The organism is Maribacter sedimenticola, assembly GCF_900188415.1.
Classification (GTDB): domain Bacteria; phylum Bacteroidota; class Bacteroidia; order Flavobacteriales; family Flavobacteriaceae; genus Maribacter; species Maribacter sedimenticola.
This window is the reverse complement of the sequence record NZ_FZNV01000006.1, coordinates 61,090-85,233: the sequence shown is the minus strand read 5'-3', so window position 1 is coordinate 85,233 and position 24,144 is coordinate 61,090. Positions and strand designations below refer to the sequence as shown.

General features: G+C 38.1%; 23 protein-coding genes. 15 read left to right on the top strand and 8 right to left on the bottom strand.

Going from position 1 to position 24,144, the window contains the following annotated elements; all coding sequences use genetic code 11:
* The first annotated feature begins 99 nt into the window (after positions 1–99).
* From CHB68_RS14940 to CHB68_RS14900, 9 genes are all read left to right on the top strand, one after another.
* Positions 100–837, top strand: coding sequence for a CDP-alcohol phosphatidyltransferase family protein (locus CHB68_RS14940; protein WP_089262068.1), 738 nt, complete (start codon positions 100–102; stop codon positions 835–837).
* A gap of 46 nt (positions 838–883) precedes the next feature.
* On the top strand, positions 884–1,396 hold the full coding sequence (locus CHB68_RS14935; protein ID WP_089262066.1) for a DinB family protein: 513 nt from the start codon (positions 884–886) through the stop codon (positions 1,394–1,396).
* On the top strand, positions 1,397–2,344 hold the full coding sequence (locus CHB68_RS14930) for a tRNA dihydrouridine synthase (RefSeq protein ID WP_245838960.1): 948 nt from the start codon (positions 1,397–1,399) through the stop codon (positions 2,342–2,344).
* A gap of 47 nt (positions 2,345–2,391) precedes the next feature.
* Entirely contained in the window at positions 2,392–4,572 is a 2,181-nt protein-coding gene (locus tag CHB68_RS14925) for a B12-binding domain-containing radical SAM protein (RefSeq protein WP_089262064.1), read from the top strand.
* A gap of 39 nt (positions 4,573–4,611) precedes the next feature.
* On the top strand, positions 4,612–5,133 hold the full coding sequence (locus tag CHB68_RS14920; protein WP_089262062.1) for a GNAT family N-acetyltransferase: 522 nt from the start codon (positions 4,612–4,614) through the stop codon (positions 5,131–5,133).
* Complete coding sequence (locus CHB68_RS14915) at positions 5,134–5,610, top strand: GyrI-like domain-containing protein (RefSeq protein WP_089262060.1); 477 nt, start codon at positions 5,134–5,136, stop codon at positions 5,608–5,610. It begins immediately after the preceding gene.
* Positions 5,607–6,881 (top strand): MFS transporter, encoded by a 1,275-nt coding sequence (locus CHB68_RS14910; protein ID WP_089262058.1) that lies wholly within the window; start codon positions 5,607–5,609, stop codon positions 6,879–6,881. Before CHB68_RS14915 ends, CHB68_RS14910 begins: the two co-directional genes overlap by 4 nt.
* Positions 6,868–7,251 (top strand): DUF4345 domain-containing protein, encoded by a 384-nt coding sequence (locus tag CHB68_RS14905; RefSeq protein WP_245838959.1) that lies wholly within the window; start codon positions 6,868–6,870, stop codon positions 7,249–7,251. Before CHB68_RS14910 ends, CHB68_RS14905 begins: the two co-directional genes overlap by 14 nt.
* Before the next feature lie 286 nt (positions 7,252–7,537).
* Entirely contained in the window at positions 7,538–8,227 is a 690-nt protein-coding gene (locus CHB68_RS14900; protein WP_089262054.1) for a hypothetical protein, read from the top strand.
* A gap of 63 nt (positions 8,228–8,290) precedes the next feature.
* Here CHB68_RS14900 and lptB read toward each other — a convergent pair whose 3' ends face one another.
* The 4 genes from lptB to CHB68_RS14880 are packed head-to-tail and all read right to left on the bottom strand — an operon-like array spanning position 8,291 to position 11,259.
* A complete protein-coding gene (gene lptB / locus CHB68_RS14895) occupies positions 8,291–9,031 on the bottom strand; it encodes an LPS export ABC transporter ATP-binding protein (RefSeq protein WP_089262052.1) in 741 nt (246 codons plus the stop codon).
* Between the two features lie 47 nt (positions 9,032–9,078).
* Positions 9,079–9,438 carry a carboxymuconolactone decarboxylase family protein gene (locus CHB68_RS14890; protein ID WP_089262050.1) on the bottom strand — a complete coding sequence of 120 codons (360 nt, stop codon included), beginning with the start codon at positions 9,436–9,438 and terminating at the stop codon, positions 9,079–9,081.
* Positions 9,422–10,282: a twin-arginine translocase subunit TatC gene (gene tatC / locus CHB68_RS14885; protein ID WP_089262048.1), complete on the bottom strand. Its 861-nt coding sequence runs from the start codon at positions 10,280–10,282 to the stop codon at positions 9,422–9,424. Before tatC ends, CHB68_RS14890 begins: the two co-directional genes overlap by 17 nt.
* On the bottom strand, positions 10,282–11,259 hold the full coding sequence (locus tag CHB68_RS14880) for a KpsF/GutQ family sugar-phosphate isomerase (protein WP_245838958.1): 978 nt from the start codon (positions 11,257–11,259) through the stop codon (positions 10,282–10,284). The genes tatC and CHB68_RS14880 overlap by 1 nt, the downstream gene beginning before the upstream one ends.
* A gap of 172 nt (positions 11,260–11,431) precedes the next feature.
* Between CHB68_RS14880 and CHB68_RS14875 the strand changes: the two genes are divergently transcribed.
* Positions 11,432–13,642, top strand: coding sequence for a RecQ family ATP-dependent DNA helicase (locus CHB68_RS14875; protein WP_245838957.1), 2,211 nt, complete (start codon positions 11,432–11,434; stop codon positions 13,640–13,642).
* A 381-nt stretch (positions 13,643–14,023) separates the two neighbouring features.
* Complete coding sequence (locus CHB68_RS14870) at positions 14,024–14,500, top strand: fasciclin domain-containing protein (RefSeq protein ID WP_245838963.1); 477 nt, start codon at positions 14,024–14,026, stop codon at positions 14,498–14,500.
* Between the two features lie 62 nt (positions 14,501–14,562).
* On the opposite strand, the gene CHB68_RS14865 is transcribed toward CHB68_RS14870, so the two are convergent.
* From CHB68_RS14865 to CHB68_RS14850, 4 genes are all read right to left on the bottom strand, one after another.
* A complete protein-coding gene (locus CHB68_RS14865) occupies positions 14,563–15,855 on the bottom strand; it encodes a carboxypeptidase-like regulatory domain-containing protein (RefSeq protein ID WP_089262042.1) in 1,293 nt (430 codons plus the stop codon).
* Between the two features lie 131 nt (positions 15,856–15,986).
* Positions 15,987–16,727: a 23S rRNA pseudouridine(2604) synthase RluF gene (gene rluF / locus CHB68_RS14860; protein ID WP_089262040.1), complete on the bottom strand. Its 741-nt coding sequence runs from the start codon at positions 16,725–16,727 to the stop codon at positions 15,987–15,989.
* Positions 16,728–16,749: 22 nt separating this feature from the next.
* Positions 16,750–17,880 (bottom strand): serine hydrolase, encoded by a 1,131-nt coding sequence (locus tag CHB68_RS14855; protein WP_245838956.1) that lies wholly within the window; start codon positions 17,878–17,880, stop codon positions 16,750–16,752.
* A gap of 12 nt (positions 17,881–17,892) precedes the next feature.
* Complete coding sequence (locus tag CHB68_RS14850) at positions 17,893–18,132, bottom strand: hypothetical protein (protein ID WP_089262038.1); 240 nt, start codon at positions 18,130–18,132, stop codon at positions 17,893–17,895.
* 233 nt (positions 18,133–18,365) lie between these two features.
* Between CHB68_RS14850 and CHB68_RS14845 the strand changes: the two genes are divergently transcribed.
* The 4 genes from CHB68_RS14845 (at position 18,366) to CHB68_RS14830 (ending at position 24,083) form a co-directional block, all read left to right on the top strand.
* Complete coding sequence (locus tag CHB68_RS14845) at positions 18,366–19,238, top strand: peptidyl-prolyl cis-trans isomerase (RefSeq protein WP_317043833.1); 873 nt, start codon at positions 18,366–18,368, stop codon at positions 19,236–19,238.
* On the top strand, positions 19,222–20,670 hold the full coding sequence (locus CHB68_RS14840) for a peptidylprolyl isomerase (RefSeq protein WP_394339891.1): 1,449 nt from the start codon (positions 19,222–19,224) through the stop codon (positions 20,668–20,670). The genes CHB68_RS14845 and CHB68_RS14840 overlap by 17 nt, the downstream gene beginning before the upstream one ends.
* A 4-nt stretch (positions 20,671–20,674) precedes the next feature.
* Positions 20,675–21,628, top strand: a complete 954-nt coding sequence (locus tag CHB68_RS14835; RefSeq protein WP_089262034.1) for an AAA family ATPase — start codon at positions 20,675–20,677, stop codon at positions 21,626–21,628.
* 181 nt (positions 21,629–21,809) lie between these two features.
* On the top strand, positions 21,810–24,083 hold the full coding sequence (locus tag CHB68_RS14830) for an aconitate hydratase (RefSeq protein ID WP_089262032.1): 2,274 nt from the start codon (positions 21,810–21,812) through the stop codon (positions 24,081–24,083).
* Positions 24,084–24,144 lie beyond the last annotated feature (61 nt).

Here is a 24,144-nt window from a genome sequence, read left to right as displayed (position 1 = left end):
TATTACATCTATGATCCATTAGAATTATGTTATTTTTATGGCGCATATTTTGTTCCCTGTTGCCAACATGGTTTTAAAGTGTACCTAACTAAGATTCTTATGAAAAAACATATCCCTAATTTTATAACCCTTTTAAATGTCTTTTGCGGTTGTGTTGCCACAATTTTTGCCGTGATGAATCGCTTGGAAATTGCTGCAATATTCGTTGCATTGGGCATTTTCTTTGATTTCTTTGACGGATTGGCCGCAAGGGTTCTTAACGTAAAGAGTGAATTAGGATTACAGCTAGATTCATTGGCGGATATGATTACCAGTGGTTTGGTGCCCGGTATTGTCATGTTTCAGCTATTGGCCATGTCCCAAACAGATGGGTGGGGAGATGGTTCTCACTTTTTTATGGAAGAAGGACAATTAAAGCTCATGCATTTGTTGCCCATTTTTGGATTTATAGTGACAATGGCCTCCGGATACCGTTTGGCCAAATTTAATATAGATGAAAACCAAACCTCATCATTTATAGGTTTGCCTACCCCGGCAAATGCATTGCTTATACTTTCCTTACCGTTAATACTTCTATATCAAAATAATGATATTATAAATGGTATTATTCTTAACCAATGGTTTTTGATCGTACTTACCCTGTTAAGCGCATACCTATTAAATTGTAGTTTACCGTTGTTTGCGCTAAAATTTAAGAATACCAGCTTTAAGGATAATGCTATGCGATATATCTTTATAATTATCAGTATTGTTTTAATCGTAACCATGCATTATATGGCTATTCCTGTAATTATCCTGTTCTACGTAGTAAGTTCCTTTGTGCAGGACAAATTTTAAAAGGTAGAAAAGAGTAGTATAATATTCCCCAAAAGCATAGTTGATTATGGAAGATGATAGTTTAGAATTTTGGTTAAGTGGGCCAATCCCTAATATAACCGGTACATTGCAACCCGCAGCACATGCGTTGTTGCAATCAGAAAGGGAATTAAGGAAATATACGGACAATTTCCCAAAGGAATTATTGTGGGCCAAGGCTAGCGGAAGGGCTTCGGTAGGTTTTCATATGAACCATATGACAGGAGTCTTAGACCGGTTGTTGACCTATGCCAAAGGAGAATCGTTATCTGAGGAACAATTTAATTTCCTAAAACATGAGGGTACATTTAATCTACAGACCGAAGTTACTTTTTTACAGGAACAATTTTCCCGTAAGGTAGAGGAGGCTTTGGAGTATTTTAAAAACTTACCTGAAGAAACCCTAAGTGAAAGAAGAACCGTTGGCAGAAAAAAATTACCTACTACTGTTTTGGGACTGTTGTTCCATGCCGCAGAACATTGTCAACGTCATATAGGTCAGTTGTTGGTTACGGCAAGCGTATTAAACGATCGGGCATAATTGAAAGACATTACCCTTTTATCGTCCCCGTTACAAGGCTTTACCGATTTTAGGTTTAGGAACGCCTTTCATCGGTATTTTGGAGGTGTAGATACGTTTTACGCACCCTACATACGCTTAAACGGAAAGTTGATCATTAAAAACTCCTATCAAAAAGATTTACAACCGCATAACAATAGTACCCTAGAGGTAATCCCTCAGGTTATGACGAATGATGCCGACGAATTTTTATTTGTTGTAAAGTATATTCAAAGTTTGGGATACAAGGAACTGAATTGGAATTTAGGTTGTCCTTATCCTATGGTGACTAAACAGGGAATGGGAAGCGGACTCATATGTAATCCAGGAAAAATAGACCTTATCCTGAAACGTACGCATGAAGAAACGGATGTAACGGTTTCCATGAAGATGAGGATGGGCTATGAGCATGCCCAGGAAATATTAGAGGTATTTCCTATATTGGATAAATACCCATTAAAAAATATTGCAATACACGCGCGTATAGGAAAACAATTGTATAAAGGCGGAGTAGATTTAGAAGCGTTTCAACAGTGTATAGACAATACCCGCCATAAACTATATTATAACGGGGATATTACATCGGTGGCAAAATTTAGGGAGATGAAAGAACGCTTTCCTGGTATTGACCACTTTATGATCGGCAGGGGGTTAATTGCAGACCCGTTTTTACCCAGTATGATTAAGAACGATACAACGGAATATCCAAAGGATAGATGGAAGATTTTTTCCGAATTTCATGATACTATCTATCAACAGTACGATGAAGCGCTATCAGGACCAACCCCAATAAAAATGAAAATGCAAGGCTTTTGGGAATATTTTTCCCAATCTTTCTCCAATCCGCACCAAACGTTTAAAAGAATCAAAAAGGCCAATAACCCTAGGGCATATCAACAAGCGGTACGCGAAAATCTAAATGAAGGATAATCAGTCCGGTAACCATTATCTTTGCAATATTCCTTTAAAATTACCTAGTGAAAGACCTCTTATTAGTAACTCCTCCATTTACCCAATTAAATACGCCATATCCCGCTACGGCATATATTAAAGGTTTTTTGAATACGAAACAGATTACATCGTTTCAATCAGATTTAGGTATAGAGGTCATTTTAAAATTATTCAATAGGGGTACGTTTCAACATCTTTTTGAAAAGGCGTATGAAGAACAATCCATAGTTTCGGAAAATTGTCAACGAATATATCAGTTACGTGAGCAATACCTACAAACCCTGGATCAGGTACTATTATTTTTGCAGGGCAAGAACCATACGTTGGCCAGGCAGTTATGTACCGATAATTTTTTGCCGCGCGCTTCTCGTTTTCAGCAATTGGACGATTTGGAATGGGCCTTTGGGAATATGGGCATGCAGGACAAGGCCAAACATTTGGCAACATTGTATCTAGAGGATCTGTCAGATTTTTTGGTGGAATGTGTAGACCCTAATTTTGGTTTTAGTAGATATGCGGAAAAATTGGGACGTAGCGCAAATTCTTTTGACGAACTCTATGAACATCTAAATGCCGAGCCTACCTTCATAGATGATATGACCTTATCCATATTGGAGCAAAGGTTAATACAACACGAACCCAAGTTGGTATGTTTTTCCGTTCCTTTCCCTGGAAACTTATATAGTGCTTTTCGATGCGCCCAATTTATTAAAAGGAATTTTCCCGATATAAAGATTGCCATGGGTGGCGGTTTCCCAAATACGGAGTTACGTAGCGTAACCGATGTAAGGGTATTTGAATTTGTTGATTTTATTTCCTTGGATGACGGAGAGCTTCCTTTAGAACTTATATATGGGTTTGTGATAAATAGAGTAGGGGAGCTAAAACGGACCTTTATTTTGGAAAATGATGCTATTGTCTATAGGAACGATAGTACCAGATCGGATTATAAGCTGCAAGATGTAGGTACACCGGATTATACGGACCTACTGTTAGACCAATATATATCCGTAATAGAAATAGCCAATCCAATGCATAGTTTATGGAGTGATGGTCGTTGGAATAAATTGACCATGGCACATGGTTGTTATTGGGGCAAGTGTACCTTCTGTGATATATCGTTGGATTATATTCAAGTATATGAGCCTGTAGCCGCCAGCTTGTTGGTAGATAGAATAGAGACCATAATTGCCCAGACGGGAGAAACCGGTTTTCATTTTGTGGATGAGGCCGCTCCGCCATCGTTGATGAAGGCATTGGCCATGGAAATTTTAAAGCGCAAATTGACCATTACATGGTGGACCAATATTCGTTTTGAGAAAAACTTTACCCAGGACCTTTGTTTTCTTTTGAAAGCATCGGGTTGTATTGCCGTTTCCGGTGGTTTAGAGGTAGCTTCTGACCGGTTGTTGCAGCTTATCGATAAAGGTGTAACGGTGGCTCAGGTTGCCCAAGTGACACGTAATTTTACCGAAGCCAATATTATGGTCCATTCTTATTTAATGTATGGCTATCCTACACAGACCGTTCAGGAAACCGTTGACAGCTTGGAAATGGTAAGGCAGTTATTTGAATTGGGAATTGTTCAATCAGGGTTTTGGCATCAATTCGCTTTAACGGCCCACAGTCCGGTAGGTCTACGACCAAAAGACTTTGGTGTTGTTCCGGATCTAAAAAAAATTACTTTCGCCAATAATGATATCGATTTTGTGGATGGTACAGGTATTGACCATGCACAATTTAGCTTTGGATTAAAAAAATCATTGTTCAATTTTATGCATGGTATAGGCTTTGACATGCCGTTGCAGGAGTGGTTTGATGTAGAGTTACCGGTAACGACCATACAACCGGATTTTATTTATAACTGTTTACAGGAGGATACTGTCTTTAAAACCAGACCTACGGCTAGAATTGTATGGCTGGGATCGTCACCTATTTGTACCCAAACGGTAAAGTCCAAAAAAGGAAAGACTTGGGAAATGTTGACCTTAAAATTTCATACAAAGACCAATGTTTTTGAGATAACCGTAGATAGGGTTCATGGGCACTGGTTATATGACCTTTTAAACAGAATTACACCACAACACCCTGCAATGACCTTTAAGCAAGTACAAGCGGATTTTGAACTTCAATCCAGTGATTTTGAACTATTTTGGTATTCCAAGCCAATTAGAAAATTATTCGCTCAAGGTCTTTTAGTAGTATAATTTTGGTTTTTAAGTAAGAAACAAGTAAACTATATTTCCATGGTTATTAAGAACTCAAATCTTCTGGATATTGAGGAAATATTTAAACTGTACCGCATTGCTTCTGATTTTCAACGTTCTAAGCAAGAGGTTGTGGTCTGGCCAGAATTTGACCGTACAATGGTAGTCCAAGAGATTGATCAAAAAAGACAGTTTAAGCTTTTAATCGATAATACAACAGCCTGTATTTGGGCCATAACTTTTTCTGACCCTCAAATTTGGGGAGCTAGAAATGCTGATACTGCTATTTACATTCATCGTATTGCCACCAACCCAGAATTTAGAGGCAGAAATTTTGTAGGTTCCATTGTCAATTGGGCCAAAAAGTATGCTGCATTAAAGCAAAAAAGATATATACGGTTAGATACAATTGGAGAGAACACCGGTTTAATACGCCACTATACAACTGCAGGTTTTGACTTTTTGGGTATGTTTGAATTGAATAATGTAGATGAACTGCCGCCTCATTATAAAGAAGGGCCCGCCTGTTTGTTTGAAATTGATATACTAAAACGTAAATAAATGGAACCAAGAATATTGCAGTTTAAGGAAAAATTGGTTGTCGGTATTTCTGCGGATATGAGTATCATAAACAATAAAACCGGCGAGCTTTGGAGAACTCTAAGGTCAAGGGCGGGTGAGATATCGAGTAGGAATTCCGCTGAATTTATATCGCTACAATTGTATCCTCCAGGATATTTTGATCATTTTGACCCTAATAATACATTTACAAAATGGGCATGTGTTGAGGTGTCAACATTGAATCATATTCCTCTTAACATGCATTATTTGACCATACCAGCTGGTTTATATGCGGTTTTTGATTATGAGGGTTCCAGTGGAGACGCTGGTATATTTCAATACATTTATGGGGAATGGGTCCCTAATTCCATGTATAGATTAGATGATAGACCTCATTTTGAAGTCTTGGGAGATGCCTATAAACATAACGACCCTACATCCAAAGAGGAAATTTGGATTCCAATAATCCAGAAATGAAAGCGACGGAAAAAGCACCTTGGTATTATTTGGTATTGCTAATCTTGGCAGGCGAGAGTGTTTTTATTCTCCCTTTTGTTTTACAACGTGTTTTTAGACCAACGGTCCTTAAAGTGTTTGAATTGGACAATGTGTCATTGGGACTGTGTTTTTCGGTGTATGGTTTTGTGGCTTTGCTCTCCTATTTTTTTGGTGGGCCCCTGGCGGATAAATACCCGCCAAGAAAGTTAATTGCAATGGCACTATGGCTTACGGCGTTAGGAGGATTGGTCTTTGCCACTTTTCCAGACTATGCAACACTTCAAATTTTATATGGATTTTGGGGATTTACTACAATATTTCTTTTTTGGTCGCCCATGATAAAGGCCACTCGCGTTTGGGGAGGAGTGAACGCTCAAGGTAAGGCTTTTGGGTTTTTAGATGGTGGCAGGGGCTTGGTAGGTGCACTTTTTGGTACATTAGGGGTTGCCGTTTTTTCTTTTTTTCTACATACCGATTTAGAAGTTGCATCCTTACAGGAAAGTAGGTTCGCTTTTAGATATGTAATTTTATCATCATCCGCCCTTGTTGCACTAGTTGGTGTATTGGTATTGTTGTTCATGAAACTGCCCAATTTAAATGAGCAGGATATTGTGGTAGAGAAAATTACCGTATCACAAATAGGGCAGGTATTACGCTTGCCATCGGTAATTTTATTAATGGTAATTATTCTCTGCGCGTATGTTGGTTATAAAATTACCGACGTCTTTTCACTTTATGCACAAGATGTTATGCATTTAGATCAAGTTGGGTCAGCACAGGTAGGTACTTTTTTACTATTTGCTAGACCTGTAGTTGGTATTGTTATTGGGGTTTTGGCAGACCGATCCAAACCTAGTGTATGGTTGTTCCTGAGTTTCATAATTGCGTTTGTCGGCTCGATCGTGTTTGCATTGGGAGTCGTAGAAAATATTCCGTATATCTTATTTTTAATTTCAATACTCATAGTGGCCATTGGTGTTTACGCTGCAAGGGCATTATATTTTGCAGTCATGCAAAGCGGTAAGATACCATTGATTTTTACCGGTACTGCCGTAGGCCTAATTTCTTTAATAGGGTATACCCCAGATATATTTGCAGGTGCTGCAATGGGTTATTTGTTGGATGCTTCTCCGGGACTGCAAGGCCATCAACATGTATTTTGGATGCTAGCCTTATTTTCCTTTCTTGGTGCAATGGCCGCATATAAATATGTTCAACTATATGGTAAAAAGGCTAATGAAACTACCTAAATACCTAAATCTATTATTGTCAGGCATAATTGTTATTATAGCAGGCTTGGTATATGGTGGGCACCCTACGGTTTTAATACCGTTAATTCTAGATTATGAGGTAGAGTCCTTAGAGTTGATGAATATGTTACGGGCTATAATGGGAATATACGTGGGAATCGGAGTTTTTTGGCTTATAGGTGCATACAGTGCCAAAGTATGGTATAGTGCAACCCTTTGCAATGTGCTTTTTATGGGCGGGATCTCATTTGGCCGAATTATAAGCACTCTTTTAGATGGTATTTCAACACCCTTTACACCGGCACTATTTTTAGAGCTTCTTTTCTTAGGGTGGGGTATATATAATTTAAAGCGCTATGGAAATGTCTAATAATATTAGCCCTGGTCTTAAGTTCTAAATTTTTCCTGTATTAATTACCTAAACGACTAATCAGTAGAAAATTTCTAATTGGATTTTTAAAATATAGAGTAATGTTTTACCAGTCGTTCACAATTAATTGGATAGTTTTCTGTTTTGTATAGGATGAATTTTGTATTCTAAAGTGTTCATTACAAGTGCTATGGCAATTGTGTCACTACACTATTTGTTGTATGAATTTTAACGCATGAAAAATGTTTTAACACTTTATATTCTTAATTACTAAATAATATTTTGAATGACAACACGTATCCTAGGCCTATTTCTTTTGTTTGTAATTGTACAGCCTTGCAGGGCCCAAGAGATAAGGGGAACTTGGTTAGTGGATAATGGCGGTTATGTAAGGGAAACCAATACCAATATGCTAGGAAATTCCCGAATGATGATTGATTTTGACACCAAGGTCATAAGTGATTTTGATACAAAAGAGGCGTATCCCATTGCCATAAAATCTAAAAAAGCTAGAATAAAGGCAAAAGGTAAAAAGGGGAAATTGGTTTATAAAATGACAAAGAACAACACTCTTGAGGTGCAAGGTTCAAAAAACACTAAATACATATTAAAACAACTGAATTTATCACATCCTATAGATTGGAACGAAAATGATATCATGGACTTTATCATAGATCAGCAATGCAATCCTGTATACGGTGTAGATTTAAAATTTATAAATCAATCTTACCATGATGGTGGGCATGTTAATAGTAAAGGGGTAAACTATAGTTTGCTTAACCAAGATAATGGAAATACTGGCTATTGGTTTGTACGCAAAATAGAGGGTAACGCTTTTATCGTGTTAAATTTAGGGGAAAAAGAACCTGAAAGCATTTTTCAAATTACCTCAATTACCTTGAACGGACTAAAATTACTGCCCATACAAGAATACAAGGAGCTTCAAAATTTAAGATTAATTACTACTTGTCTATAATTAACAAGTAATTTCAGGAAAAGTTTTCTTTAATTAAGGGGGGTAAATTGTAACGGAAAAGGCTTAAAAATCAAGTTTCTTTTTACGAAGCTCAAAATTTTGTCCTAAATAAACTTTTCTTACCATTTCATCCGCAGCTAAATCTTCCGGTATACCAGATTTCAAAATGCCACCTTCAAACATTAAATAGGAGCGTTCCGTAATGGCCAAAGTTTCTTGTACATTATGATCGGTGATTAGAATTCCAATGTTTTTGTCCTTAAGTTGAGCCACAATACGTTGAATATCCTCCACGGCAACGGGATCTACCCCGGCAAAGGGTTCATCCAATAAAATAAATTTGGGGTCAGTGGCAAGGGCCCGCGCAATTTCCGTTCTTCTACGCTCACCACCTGATAATAGGTCACCGCGGTTCTTTCGTATATGGCCCAGACCAAATTCTTCTATGAGCGATTCCATTTTCATGTGCTGCTCCTTTTTGCTTAGTTTGGTCAATTGCAGTACGCTTAAAATATTATTTTCGATACTTAATTTTCTAAATACCGAGGCTTCCTGCGCCAAATACCCAATACCGTTCTGTGCCCGCTTGTACATGGGGAATTTGGTGATTTCCATATCATCTAGCCAAATACTGCCGCCATTGGGTTTTATAAGCCCTACGATCATATAAAAAGATGTGGTCTTACCGGCACCGTTAGGACCTAGAAGACCAACAATTTCCCCTTGGTTGACTTCTAGGGAAATTCCTTTGACCACCCTTCTGCCCCGGTAGGACTTCATTATATTATCGGCACGTAACTTCATGGTTTCAAATCTATTGGTTATTGCTTGGTTAGAAAAGATTTTAGGGATTATTTAACCTTGTCATTTTGCTGTTCCAGCGCTTCCCAATATTCATAGGCCCTTCTTAGGTGGGGTATAACTATGGTGCCGCCTATTAAAGTTGCAATACCTAAAGTTTCCATAACCTCTTCTTTGGAAACTCCTTCATTGTAAGAACTTTCCAGATGGTATTTTACACAATCATCACACCTTAGGACCGTAGAGGCCACAAGGCCCAATAATTCCTTGGTCTTTACATCTAAGGCCCCTGCAGCAAAAGCATTGGTGTCCAGATTAAATATGCGCTTTACAATTTTATTGTTGTCCGCCAACAGCTTCTCGTTCATCTTGGAACGATAGGCATTAAATTCCTCAATTTGGTTTGACATTGGTATGTTTCTTTTTTTCTTTTTCAGCTTTTTTTCGTTCTTTTCTCAACACCATTGCAGATATATAAATACTTACTTGGTAAAGTATCAATACCGGAATTGCCACAATAATTTGGCTGGCAACATCTGGAGGGGTGATTACGGCGGATAATATTAATACGATAACAAGGGCTATCTTCCTATATTTTCTCATAATATCCGGAGTCACCAGACCCACCTTGGTCAAAAAGAAAATAATGATCGGGAGCTCAAATAGAATACCACAGGCAATAACGGAAGCCCTAACTGTTGAAATATAGGAAGCCAAGTCAAATTCATTCGTAACTTCGGCACTTACTTGATATGTTCCTAAAAAATTAATGGATAGCGGGGCCACTACATAGTAGCCAAAAAGAACCCCTAGAAAAAACAATAATGATGCTATTAAAATAAAACCCCTTGAGTTTTTTCGTTCCTGCTCATATAATCCCGGACTAATAAATTTCCACATTTCATAAAGTACATATGGGAAACCAATGATAAAGCCAGCCCAAATAGATGTCCAGATGTGCGCCGAAAACTGTCCGGACATTAAACGGCTTTGTATGGTAAAAGGAAGCTTTTCTGCACAGAAGGCAGAGTCAAAACCAAAATAAGTGGCTACGTCACAGAATAACTGATAGGTTGGGAAATCCATTTTTTTGGGCCCGAAAATGACCGTATCAAAAATGAAATCTTTCATCAAAAAGGCTACGGAGCCAATGATGACGATCGCCAATGTAGATCGTATTAAATGCCATCTTAACTCTTCCAGATGGTCAAGAAATGACATTTCGTTAGGGGGCGTTGCTGCTTTGGAACCCATTATAAAATACCTTCGTTTATTAAATTATGTAAATGGATGACACCAACATAGGTTTCATTCTTCATGGCCAACAATTGGGATATGCCGTTTTTTTGCATGAACTCCAAGGCCTTTATGGCCAAAGTGTCCGCAGGAATGGTTTTTGGGTTGCGGGTCATGATCTCTTCGGCCGTTAATCCTTTGATCACATCATGCTTGTTCAACATGCGCCTTATATCACCATCGGTAACGATGCCTACAACCTTTTCTCCATCGAGCACCGCTGTGACCCCAAGCATTTTCTTGGAAATTTCAACGATCACCTCCTTTACTTCGGCATTCTTTTGAACTTGTGGCACTTGATTTTTTTCTACTAGATCGGCAACTCTTAAATATAATCGTTTTCCTAATGAACCGCCCGGGTGGTACTTTGCAAAATCCGTACTTGTAAACCCTTTCATTTCCAATAATACTATGGCAAGTGCATCTCCCATGACCAATTGGGCCGTTGTACTTGTGGTTGGGGCCAGACCGTTAGGACAAGCTTCTCGCTCCACGTACGTATTAAGGATAAAATCTGCCTGCTTGGCCAAAAAAGAATCGGTGTTGCCGGTCATGGCTATCAATTTGTTGGTTCCCCTTTTGATCAGCGGGACCAACATTTTAATTTCTGGTGTGTTGCCACTATTAGATATACAAATAACCACATCGTTTTCCTGAATGGTACCCAAATCACCATGAATGGCGTCTCCGGCATGCATAAATATTGCAGGAGTGCCGGTAGAGTTCATGGTAGCCACTATCTTTGTGGCCACAATTGCACTCTTTCCAATTCCGGAAATAATGACACGTCCTTTTGCTTCATTAATACAATTAACGGCCAATGCAAAATCATCTGTTAACAGTGCGGAAAGATGGGCAATAGCATCGCGCTCTGTTTCAATGGTTTTTTTCGCCAAGTCAATAATGGTGTGCGTAGCTATCAATCTATTATTCAAATTATGGATTGTAATCCTAAAAGAATGTGTTATCTTTAAGATTACAAAATTAAACAAACTTAATTTTAAATGCCGATTATCGCATAAGAATTTAGAATCACCAAGCTTGGTCGATAATAATTTTGACCACTTATGAGTTTTAAAATAAGTAGTGCTCCCTTAAATGTTAAATGTGACAGACAGTAAAGAATTTGATGATATCGATTTACATGCATCATTAAAGAAGTATTTCGGGTTTTCCCAATTTAAAGGACTTCAGGAAGAAGTAATCAGAAATGTTTTAAAACGTAACAATTCGTTTGTAATCATGCCCACCGGTGGTGGTAAATCGCTTTGCTATCAATTACCCGCCCTTATGCAAGAGGGTACGGCAATTATAGTTTCCCCATTGATCGCATTAATGAAGAACCAAGTGGATGCCATTCGTGGCATTTCTTCGGAAAATGGTATAGCCCATGTCCTTAATTCTTCATTGAACAAAGGAGAAATAAAGCAAGTAAAACAAGATATAACGGAAGGTAAGACCAAGCTGCTATATGTGGCCCCGGAATCGTTGACCAAAGAAGAAAACGTTGAGTTCCTGCGTTCAGTGGTCATTTCATTCGTAGCAATTGATGAGGCGCATTGTATCTCTGAGTGGGGCCATGATTTTAGACCGGAATACCGTAACCTAAAATCCATTGTGGAACGTCTGGGCGAAGATATACCCATAATAGGCTTAACGGCAACGGCAACCCCCAAGGTACAGGAAGATATTATCAAGAACTTGGGTATTGGTGGGGCCAAACTATTTAAGGCTTCCTTCAACAGACCCAACCTTTTTTATGAGGTCCGTACAAAAACGGAAAACATAGAAGCAGATATCATTAGGTTCGTTAAACAGAATTCCGGTAAATCTGGAATTATTTATTGCCTAAGCCGTAAAAAGGTTGAGGAATTGGCACAGGTACTACAGGTTAATGGGATTAGCGCCGTACCATATCATGCCGGGTTCGATGCCAAAACAAGGTCCAAATACCAAGATATGTTCTTAATGGAAGATGTTGAGGTGGTGGTTGCTACCATTGCTTTTGGTATGGGTATAGACAAACCAGATGTAAGATTCGTCATTCATCATGATATCCCTAAAAGTATAGAAAGTTATTATCAAGAGACCGGCAGGGCAGGAAGGGATGGTGGTGAAGGACATTGCTTGGCCTATTATTCCTATAAGGATATTGAAAAATTAGAGAAATTCATGTCCGGTAAACCTGTGGCGGAACAGGAAATTGGTAATGCGTTGCTGCAAGAGGTAGTTGCGTATGCTGAGACTTCCATGTCCAGACGTAAATTTATGCTGCACTATTTTGGTGAGGAGTTTGATGAAGTCAATGGAGAAGGTGCGGATATGGACGATAACACAAAAAATCCCAAGGAAAAAGAAGAGGCCAAGGACAATGTACTGAAATTACTTAAAGTAGTACAAGGTACTAGTGAAAAGTTTAAGTCCAAGGAGATCGTTAATGCCATTCGTGGTAAAACGAACGCCATTATATCATCACATAAGACCAATGAAAAGGACTTCTTTGGTATTGGCGCAGATAAGGACAAGAGTTACTGGATGGCATTGGTACGCCAAACTTTAGTGGCAGGTTTATTGCGAAAGGAGATTGAGCAATATGGCGTGTTACACTTGACCGATGCCGGCAAGGAGTATTTGGAAAGTCCTGTCTCCTTTATGATGACAAAAGATCATGTATACAATGCCGAAAATGACAATGCTATTGTAGGTGCCGCAAAAGGTGGTGGTATAGCGGATGAAATTTTGCTAAAACAATTAAAGGATTTAAGAAAGGCCCAGGCCAAAAAACTTGGGGTGCCGCCCTTTGTAGTTTTCCAAGACCCGTCATTGGAAGATATGGCCTTGAAATACCCTGTGTCGCACGAGGAGCTTTTAAATGTTCATGGCGTTGGCGAGGGTAAGGCCAAAAAATATGGAAAGCCCTTTACAGCTTTTATCAAAGGGTATGTAGAGGAAAACGATATTGTTCGTCCAGATGATCTAGTTGTAAAAAGTACTGGAGTCAACTCGGCTCTAAAACTATATATTATTCAGAACGTAGATCGTAAACTACCATTGTCGGATATTGCATCCTCCAAAGGACTGGAGATTCCTGAACTGATCAAGGAAATGGAACAAATTGTTTTTAGCGGTACCAAATTAAATTTGAACTATTGGATAGATGAGGTTTTGGATGAGGATCAACAAGAAGAAATTCATGAGTATTTTCTTGAAGCCGATACCGATAACCTAGAGGAAGCTATGACGGAGTTTGATGGAGAATACGAAGAGGAAGAACTAAGGTTGTACCGTTTAAAATTTATAAGCGAAGTCGCAAATTAAATTGGTTTAAGTGATCTACTGAGTCCATTGCGAAATTATTGTGATGGGCTTTTTTTATGGCGTTATTTTATTAATTAAATGATTTTCAATTATATAATTATGTTTAATTATTTTATTAAATAGTTATTCATTTGGTAATGTGTATAATGGTAAATATGATTTTTATTTAAATGAAGAACTAAACATTTATTAATTATTAGAAGTCTTTTGTAATATTATAATTTAATTGGAGGTTCTTTCAGAAATTCTATAATGTTTAACATATTATAAAATATATTAAACAATTTTTAAGAGTTTATTGGTGGGCAAGGCGTTACATTTACATCAATCTAAAAAAATAGAACTATGAAAATTTTAAAAATTACAATCTTTAGTGCGTTAATGTTATTCATTTCTACTTCTTATACACAGTCTAAAACGATTGTTGGAGTAGCAGCGGGTAATGAAAATTTTACAACATTGGTTGCGGCGGTTAAAGCTGCAGATTTGGTGGAAACGCTAAATAGTGAAGGACCCTTTACCGTCTTTGCACCGGTCAACAGTGCTTTTGATGCATTGCCAACGGGTACAGTCGACAATTTGTTAAAACCGGAAAGTAAGGATGCATTAACCGGAATTTTAACATATCACGTGGTTGCCGGTAACTATATGGCTGGCGATATAATTAATGCTATTAAAGGTAATAATGGTGTTTTTTCCGTAAAAACAGTACAAGGGGGGTCAATTACCCTTAGTTTGAGTGGTGATAAGGTGATGTTGAAAGATGCGAATGGTAATATGGCAACTGTTATTATGGCAGATGTAGCGGCTAGCAATGGTGTGATACATGCTATTGATACTGTAGTTATGCCTAAATAATCCAAGTATTTTAAATTAAAAAGCCCCATCTGAATTCAGATGGGGCTTTTTATTTATTCCATTTAAGGTTTTGAGGCGCTTTCTAAGTTGGACTTATCCCTTTTTAATTGTCTTTGAATTTTTTTTATGGCCGATTCAATAGATTTTTCCGGTTCTATAATATTGTATTCTCCCCAAAAATTTGGGTCGGCAAAACCTATGGCTTCATCGCTTAAAATTATAGATGATTTTATTCTATCCTTGGTCTTAGGTATTGTGTTCTCCAGATTTTCTTCCCAATCCGTTATAGCCATTTCACAGCTCATACTGTAAACGGAGTTGAACAAGCGCTTGTCCCAATTGACCTTAAATTCTAACAGTACGTTACTATAGCCATAGTACCACTTGCCGTTCTTTTCCCTATAATCTACCCTATAGGAAACATCCGTAGGCCATACCTCTGCATTTTTGGGCTTTCTGCGTACGAACATCTGTGAGGCCAACCTTTTATCGGTAATGTTTAGTGAGTAAATGGCACTGGTCAAAATTTTATTTTCAGCATCTATGTACAGTTTGCCGGTATAAAGTGGGTCCAAGATTTCTTCCTTTTGTTTAAAATCTATAACATAGATAAGTTGGTCGTTTACCCTAGTGGAAGTATTAAAGGAGAATTCATAATAGGACAATGTTTCTGGCGTAAATATATAATCTGGGTATTTGACCATATCAACGAACAAGGTATTGAAAGGGCCGCCCTGCAGTTTTAAGGCTACAGTATCCAGTTTACTATAGTCGGTGCTTTTTCTGGCTTTGTAAAGTTCCAGCGCATCTTTTTTGTTAGAGGAGTAAGGTGCTTTGTATATATTGACAACGGCTTCGGATAAACTAACGTTTGTTCTTCTTTTTTTAATTGTTTCCCTATAAAATGCTGTCATGACCGTATTTTCGTTAAGGTAGTTCGTGCCTTTTTTGTCCAAGACTTCTTTTACTAAGGCTTCTGCATCATTTGGAGCATCTATGCGAGCTTCTGAAAGTGCCATGGCAAACTCCTCCATAAGAATTTTATTCTTTTTGGTCTCTAACTGAGCTATAGGAAACTCTTTGGTCTTGTAACCCAAAAAAGCGACGATTAAATTACGATCCTCAAATTCCATAGGAACCTTAAGTGCAAACTCACCTTCAGAATTGGTTATAGTACTCACATTTGTACCTTCAATACTTAAGGTGGCAAAGACCAGGGCCTTGTTAGTATTGGCATCCAGAACTTCACCCGTATATTCGGTAAAATTAAATGTCTGTGCCTGTAAATAATTAGTGCCTGTGGCCACCAGTAGTATCCAAACTAAAATATGGCCCAATTTTCTTGAAATAAACATGATATATGGTGCTTTAAAATTAAGTGTAATTTTTATATAAGATAATGTTTTTCAGTGAAATAGCATACTTATTTAACACGCTTTTGTTGCAGTTTTAAGAAGATGGACTAGTTTTTTGGTCGGTTTTATAATTACTGTCCGTCAAAGGTTTTTGAAGAAGTGCTGACCAATCTATTGATTTCATTTAATTCTTCTTCCGTAATGTCTCTCCATTTGCCCACGGGCACGTCCAAATGTACATTCATTATTCGTATGCGCTTTAATTTTTTAACCCTATAGTCTAGGTATTCGCACATTCTCCTAATTTGTCTATTAAGGCCTTGGGTAAGAATAATACGAAATTGATAAGTGCTAACTTCAAATACCTCACATTCCCTGGTAACGGTATCCAAGATTGGAATTCCCTTGCGCATTTTGACCAAAAAATCCTTTGTGATGGGTTTGTCCACAGTAACTAAATATTCCTTTTCATGATTGTTTCGTGCGCGTAGTATCTTATTGACAATATCGCCGTCATCCGTAAGAAATATAAGTCCCTCACTAGGTTTGTCCAGTCTACCGATAGGGAATATTCGTTTGGGGTAATTGATAAAATCAATGATATTATCCTTTTCTACTCCGGTATCTGTTGTACAGACAATGCCAACAGGTTTATTAAATGCCAAATAAACATTTTTCCCTTTAGGTTCTTTAATAAGTTCCCCGTCAACTTTAACAATGTCATCCGGGCCAATTTTGGTGCCCATTTCAGGAATTTCTCCATTGATGGTAACCCTGCCTTGGTCTATTAATTTGTCTGCGGCCCTTCGTGAACAATAACCTGCTTCACTTAAGTATTTGTTGATTCTTGTTTTATTGCCGTTATCTTGCATGTATTCTCATTCTAGATTTTAACTATTGTTTTCTTTTTAGCTCAAGGTCATAAATTTCACGACCTAATTGTGCGAGAAAGGGTATGCCAATTTCATTAAACTCATAATGGTCATTATTAAATATGCCATCCTCATTAACCAGAAGTGTAGCGGTCAATAAAAATTCTACATTATTGGCGGTATCTTTAATATAGGCACAATCTGTCACAGTGCCATAAGCAAAGCCTACTTTATTATATATATTTAAGGATGTAGGAATTTCTTCATTGCTGTCACCATACATAAAGAATTTGCAATATCCGTCATGAAAGGTGTTTTGGTCATAGCCAACCTTTCTGGGCACGGTAGACATTGCGTTCAATAAAAGTTCACGTTGTTGTTCACTGATATGAAATTGCTCTTTGGGGTTAAATTGTTCAGGAAATATGATTCGTTTTAAAATTGAGTGCAGCGAAGAAATTGGCAAATAATTTTTTAAACTGAAATCAAAAGGCTCGTCTATTTGCTTACCATTGGCCATGTAGCCAATTCCTTTTTTGATGTTTTGAAGTTTCAACGGCTCAGGGTTGGTGTTGTAAGAGGGTACCGTCATACCGGTTGTTGAGTCATTTAAATAAACGACCAAGGGTTTTGTTCGTAGATCTTCTGAATGGTACCCTAATCTATGCGAAATACGCACGGGTCCTATATTCTTTTGGTTTAAGGAGGAATTAATTGCATTTTGACCAAGCAATTCAAACAAACGGTTGTTGGCCAAATTATCGCTTACGGCAAAAATTGCTGAAATATCCTGGGCAACCGTGCTTTCTATGGTATCGCCCTCAACATAATATTTGGTCAATACATTTAAGCTGTCCGTTTGGTGAAGTCTTTCCAAGGCCAAAACCGCAATTGGTAGTTTTACGGTGCTAGCCGGATAAAAATATACACTATCATGTACTTGAAAATCAAAATCCGTAAATACGATACTATCCTTTGATCGGTCTATTTGGGTGTATTTTATCTGCACCTCATAGCGATCAACACTATCCATGACCCGTCTAATTTTTGGGTGGTCAGAGGTCAATGCTTTTTCCAAAGGGTCAGTAGCTGCGTGATCTTTGGTACATGACCAAATTAGGAAAGCCCATAAGAATAAGATGCAGATTCTCAACTGAATTATTAATTAAGGTTCGTATACTTCACCACGATGTGGTTTTAAGGTGTCTCTAACGGAAATCATTTCATGCTCTTCAACCACCATGAACGCTATGCTGAACATATCGTTAATCTGTTGATGTCCTGTAATATTCAATGCAGTACCTTCAATTGCAATGAATTCCTTTAAATGCTTAACATGATGTTCTGCGGTCTTTAATGCGGCCGGACCTCTAAAATCCCAAATCAACTTAATTTTTCTGCTCAAAAAATAATTTTTAGTATGGTATATATCGTCGCAAATTTACCTAAAATTCATTTGTAAACCCCTTCCTTTATTAAAGAGGCTTAATTGTTTTAGTAGGTTGTTTTTAATTGATAATAAGATAATTGATAAACTGTTCACTTTTAAAAAATGTGTTAAGTAAATCATTTTGCATTTGCACACGAGAGTGTAATTGCTATTTTTGCTCGATGTTTTCTTCTAAAACAAAAATGAAAATGAAAAATCTATACCCTATTATATGTATGGGGCTGTTTTCATTGGTCATTTTTTCATGTACTGATCTTTTTAAAAGTGAGGAGGATAAAAAGCCCATTGCCAGAGTGGGAGCGTCTTTCTTGTATGAAGAGGATATAAAGGCGTTGATTACTGAAAATATGAGTAAGGGCGATAGTGCATCATTTGTTTCTAACTACATCAATAATTGGGCTTCCAAACAATTATTGCTATCCAAGGCAAAGATAAATTTATCCGAGGAAAAATTGGCGCAATATAACGTTCTGGTAGATGATTACCGTACGGACCTTTACACTAGGGCTTATAAAGAGGCTCTAATGTCAAGGGCAACGGACTCGGTAATTACCGATGCTCAATTGGCGGATTTTTACGAACAGGGAAAGGAAAACTTTAAACTAAAGGAGAGAATTGCAAGGATTAGGTTTGTTGCCTTGCCAAAAGGCTTTTTGGATAAGGATGAAGTGTCTAAAAGATTAAAAAGGTTTAAGGTAGAGGATATTCGTTATTTGGATTCTATAGGGGTGCAATTCAATAAGTTGAATTTTAACGATTCTATTTGGGTGCGTTATACCAGAATTTTCGAGGAAATACCTCCAATTACCGCAGATAATGCCGATAAGTACTTAAAAAATTCACAATTTTTTGAATTAGAGGATTCGATCGGGGTATATTTGGGTAAAATTGAAGAGATAAAGGATATTAACGATATAGCTCCTTTGTCATTTATTAGGCCTACCATAGAGCAAGTTTTATTAAGTCGCAGAAAAATGAACTACCTGCGTAAATTAGAAACTGAATTATTAGATGAAGCAATCAAGGATAAAGAATTTGAAGTGTTTGAAATTAAGGAATAGTTTGTTTTTTGGTGCGTTGGCGCTTATTTCAGGTGTTGCCAATGCGCAGGATTCCATACCTACGGAAGCAGAAGGCCAGATGGAACAAATGGAGGCCGTTGCGGAAGCTACAAATGTCCGTAAGGATTCTTCCAATAACTTTAAACGTGTTAAGTTAGATGGTATTGCGGCGGTAGTAGGGGATTATGTAATCTTGGATTCTGACATTGAGAAAACATTGATAGACCTTAAAAGTCAGGGTGCATCCGCAGAGGATATTTCTCACTGTAGTCTATTGGGCAAATTGATGGAGGATAGGTTATACGCAAACCAAGCGGTTCAGGATAGTATCTTGGTTTCTGATGATGAAGTCAATGCAACCGGTGACCGTCAATTACAATCTTTGGTTCAACAGATTGGCTCAATGGAAAAAGTCTTGAAATATTATAAAAAAGAGGACGAGGCCAGTTTTAGGGAAGAGTTATATAAGATCAACAAATTGCGTATGCTTTCTGAACGCATGCAGCAAGATATCATAAAGGAAATTGAAATTACGCCAGAAGAGGTACGTCAGTTCTTTAATAAGATTCCTGTAGATGAACGACCTGTATTTGGTGCCGAACTAGAGATTGCACAGATTACAAAGGAGCCGGAGCCATCTGAGGAGGAGAAACAAAAAGTGATCGATAAATTAAACCAGATCAAGGCAGATGTGGAAGATAATGATGCCAGCTTTAGCGTAAAGGCAATTTTATATTCCCAAGACCCAGGTTCCAAATCTAAAGGAGGTTTTTATAGTATAACCAAGGATACCGGTTTTGATAAGACTTTTAAGGATGTGGCGTTCAGCTTAAAGGAAGGAGAGGTTTCAGAACCATTTGAAACGATTTTTGGTTATCATATAATATATATAGAAAAAATAAGGGGACAGGAATTGGACCTTAGGCATATCTTGATTCAGCCTGAAATTTCACAGGATGTTTTAGAAGAGGCAAAGCAAGAATTGGATAGTATCCGTCAAAAGATCATTAATAATGAATTTACCTTTGCAGAAGCCGCACTTAATTTTTCCGATGAAAAGGAAACGAAATTTGACGGCGGACTTCTGAGAAATCCACAGGATTTTAGTTCACGTTTTGAGTTGACCAAAATGGATCCTACATTATACAATCAGGTACAAGGGTTAAAGGATAACGAAATAACACACCCTGTGTTGGAACAAGATCCTAGAGGTGGGGCACCTAAATATAAAATATTGAAGATTACCAATAGGTTTGATGAGCATGTTGCGGATTTTGCCAAGGACTATACCAAAATTCAGGAGCTTGCGCTTACTGAAAAGAAATACAATGCCATTAAAAAATGGATGGACGAGCATATTAAGGATACCTATATAAGTGTAAACGATGACAATAAGGATTGTGAATTCGCTAACAACTGGATAAAGGAATAAATATATGTCAGACGTTGCCGATATAGAGCTACTTGTTGAAAAACATGCTGCTTTAAAAAAGGAAATAGCCAAGATAATTGTAGGTCAAGATGAAGTTATAGAGCAAATTCTTTTGTCTATTTATACTGGCGGCCATTCATTGTTGATAGGTGTGCCAGGGTTGGCTAAGACACTAATGGTAAACACCATTGCCCAAGCCTTGGGACTAAATTTTAAAAGAATACAATTTACCCCGGATTTAATGCCGAGCGATATTCTTGGAAGCGAGGTTTTAGATCAGAACAGGAATTTTAAATTTATTAAAGGGCCTATTTTTTCTAATATTATCTTGGCGGACGAAATCAATAGAACACCGCCTAAAACCCAAGCTGCACTTTTGGAAGCTATGCAGGAAAGGGCTGTAACCATTGCCGGACACCAGCATAAACTAGAATTGCCCTACTTTGTTTTGGCTACCCAGAATCCAATTGAGCAGGAAGGTACTTATCCGTTACCGGAAGCGCAGTTAGACCGTTTTATGTTTGCAATAGAATTAAAGTACCCTACGGTAGAGGAAGAAATCTTGGTTGTCAAAAATACGACTGCAGACCGTAAACAGGTAATCAACCCTTTGTTCAATGCCAGTGAAATTATCGCAATCCAAGAATTGATAAGAAGAATTCCTGTTGCTGATAATGTGGTGGAGTACGCAGTAAAATTGGTAAATAGTACACGGCCCAATTTACCATCGGCTACAGAATATGTAAAACAGTATTTAGATTGGGGTGCTGGGCCAAGGGCTTCGCAAAATCTTATTTTGGGCGCAAAGGCCAATGCTGCGATCAATGGCAAATTTTCACCTGATATTGAGGATGTACATGTTGTGGTAAAAGGAATTTTGCGCCATAGGATCATTAAAAACTACAAGGCGGAAGCCGAGGGTATCTCAGAGGAAGATATCATTGATAAATTGTTGTAATCCATTTTTTTTCTAAATCGTTTGCGTCTTTTTTTGAGTCATTTTAATCTTAATGCGTAAAATTAGATTCATTATACGTATCCATTTGTGAAAAAGCGATCAATCATACTTAATTAATTTTAATTGCGTTATAGATTTTCTTAAATTTACCGAATTGCGTTAACTTAAAATAACTTAAAGAATGGCATTTGATATTGATATGATAAAAGAGGTTTATGCCAATATGGCTAAACGTGTTGATGAAGCGAGGAATATTGTAGGGAAACCTCTTACTCTTTCTGAGAAAATTTTGTACTCCCATTTATGGGACGGTACGCCTACCAAGGCATTTACCAGAGGTAAGGATTATGTTGATTTTGCTCCAGATCGTATTGCTTGCCAAGATGCAACGGCACAAATGGCCCTATTGCAGTTTATGCAAGCTGGCAAGCCCAAGGTTGCGGTACCAACTACGGTACACTGTGATCACTTGATACAAGCTAAAAGTGGTGCTACCGCAGATTTGAAATCTGCAAATTCTACCAGTGCAGAGGTTTTTGATTTTCTAGAATCGGTCTCCAATAAATATGGAATTGGTTTCTGGAAGCCGGGAGCGGGTATTATTCACCAAGTGGTATTGGAGAATTACGCATTTCCGGGTGGAATGATGATAGGTACGGATTCTCATACCGTAAACGCAGGTGGTTTAGGTATGGTAGCCATAGGTGTTGGTGGTGCAGATGCCGTTGATGTAATGGCAGGTATGGCTTGGGAACTTAAATTTCCAAAATTAATTGGTGTTAAGTTGACAGGAACTATTTCTGGTTGGACCGCACCAAAGGATGTAATTTTAAAAGTTGCCGAAATTTTGACCGTAAAAGGTGGAACAGGCGCAATAGTTGAATATTTTGGCCCAGGTGCCAAATCATTGTCTTGTACCGGTAAAGGAACTATTTGTAACATGGGTGCAGAAATTGGGGCTACCACCTCAACGTTTGGCTATGATGAATCTATGGAGCGTTATTTAAGGGCTACCGATAGGGCAGATATTGCAGACGCGGCCAATAAAGTAAAAGAACATCTTACTGCAGACGCAGAGGTTTACGCTAATCCAGAGCAGTATTTTGATGAGGTTATTGAGATTGATCTAACTGCGTTAACCCCATTGTTGAACGGTCCTTTTACTCCAGACCTTTCTACTAAAGTGGGTAGTGATATGACCAAAAAGGCTACGGAGCATGATTGGCCATTGGCGGTTGAATGGGGATTGATTGGTTCTTGTACCAATTCTTCATATGAAGATCTGTCCAGGGCATCATCAATAGCCCAACAGGCAATAGATAAAGGATTGAAAATGAAGGCTGAACTAGGAATAAACCCTGGTTCCGAGCAAGTTCGTTATACTGCGGACCGTGATGGTATATTAGGCATATTCGAGAAATTGGATGCTAAGATATTTACAAATGCCTGTGGGCCTTGTATAGGACAATGGGCTCGTTATAGTGATCCTAAAAATGCTCCTAAAAACAGTATAGTCCACTCATTCAATAGAAACTTTGCAAAACGTGCGGACGGTAATCCAAATACCCATGCATTTGTTGCTTCTCCGGAAATAACTGCGGCCATTGCCATTTCCGGTCGATTGGATTTTAATCCTATGACGGATAAGTTGATCAACGAAAAAGGAGAAGAAGTCATGTTCGATGAACCGACAGGATGGGAATTGCCTCCAAAAGGTTTTGAAGTTGAGGATGCAGGTTACTTAGCGCCAGATGAGGATGGTTCCGGGGTTGTGGTAAAAGTTGCTTCAGATTCTGAAAGATTACAATTATTGGAACCCTTTACCCCAATTAAGGATGAAAGCTTAATGGGCGCAAAATTGTTGATAAAGGCATATGGTAAATGTACAACCGACCACATTTCCATGGCTGGACCTTGGTTGCGTTTCCGTGGTCATTTGGACAACATTTCTAATAACTGTTTAATCGGTGCGGTAAATGCATTTGGTCATAAGACCAATATGGTAAAAAACCAACTTACCGGTGAATATGGCGGCGTACCGGATACGGCACGTGCATATAAAGCGGCAGGGGTAAGAAGTATTGTTGTAGGTGATCATAACTATGGTGAAGGTTCATCTCGTGAGCATGCAGCCATGGAGCCACGTCATTTAGGTGTTGCCGCCGTACTCGTAAAATCTTTTGCCCGTATTCACGAAACTAACCTTAAAAAACAGGGAATGTTAGGGCTTACCTTTGCAAATGAAAACGATTATGACCTAATCCAGGAAGACGATACCTTTAATTTCCTTGATATTGCGGAATTTGCCCCCGATAAACAATTGACCATTGAAGTTGTTCATGCAGATGGCAGTAAAGATGTGATCAAGGCAAACCACACCTATAACGATGCTCAAATTAGATGGTATAGGGAAGGATCGGCGTTAAATGTTATTAAGAAAGAAAACGCTGCATAAACATCGTTTAAAATAAACACAGAAAACTCCTGATAATATTCAGGAGTTTTTTAGTTTTGGG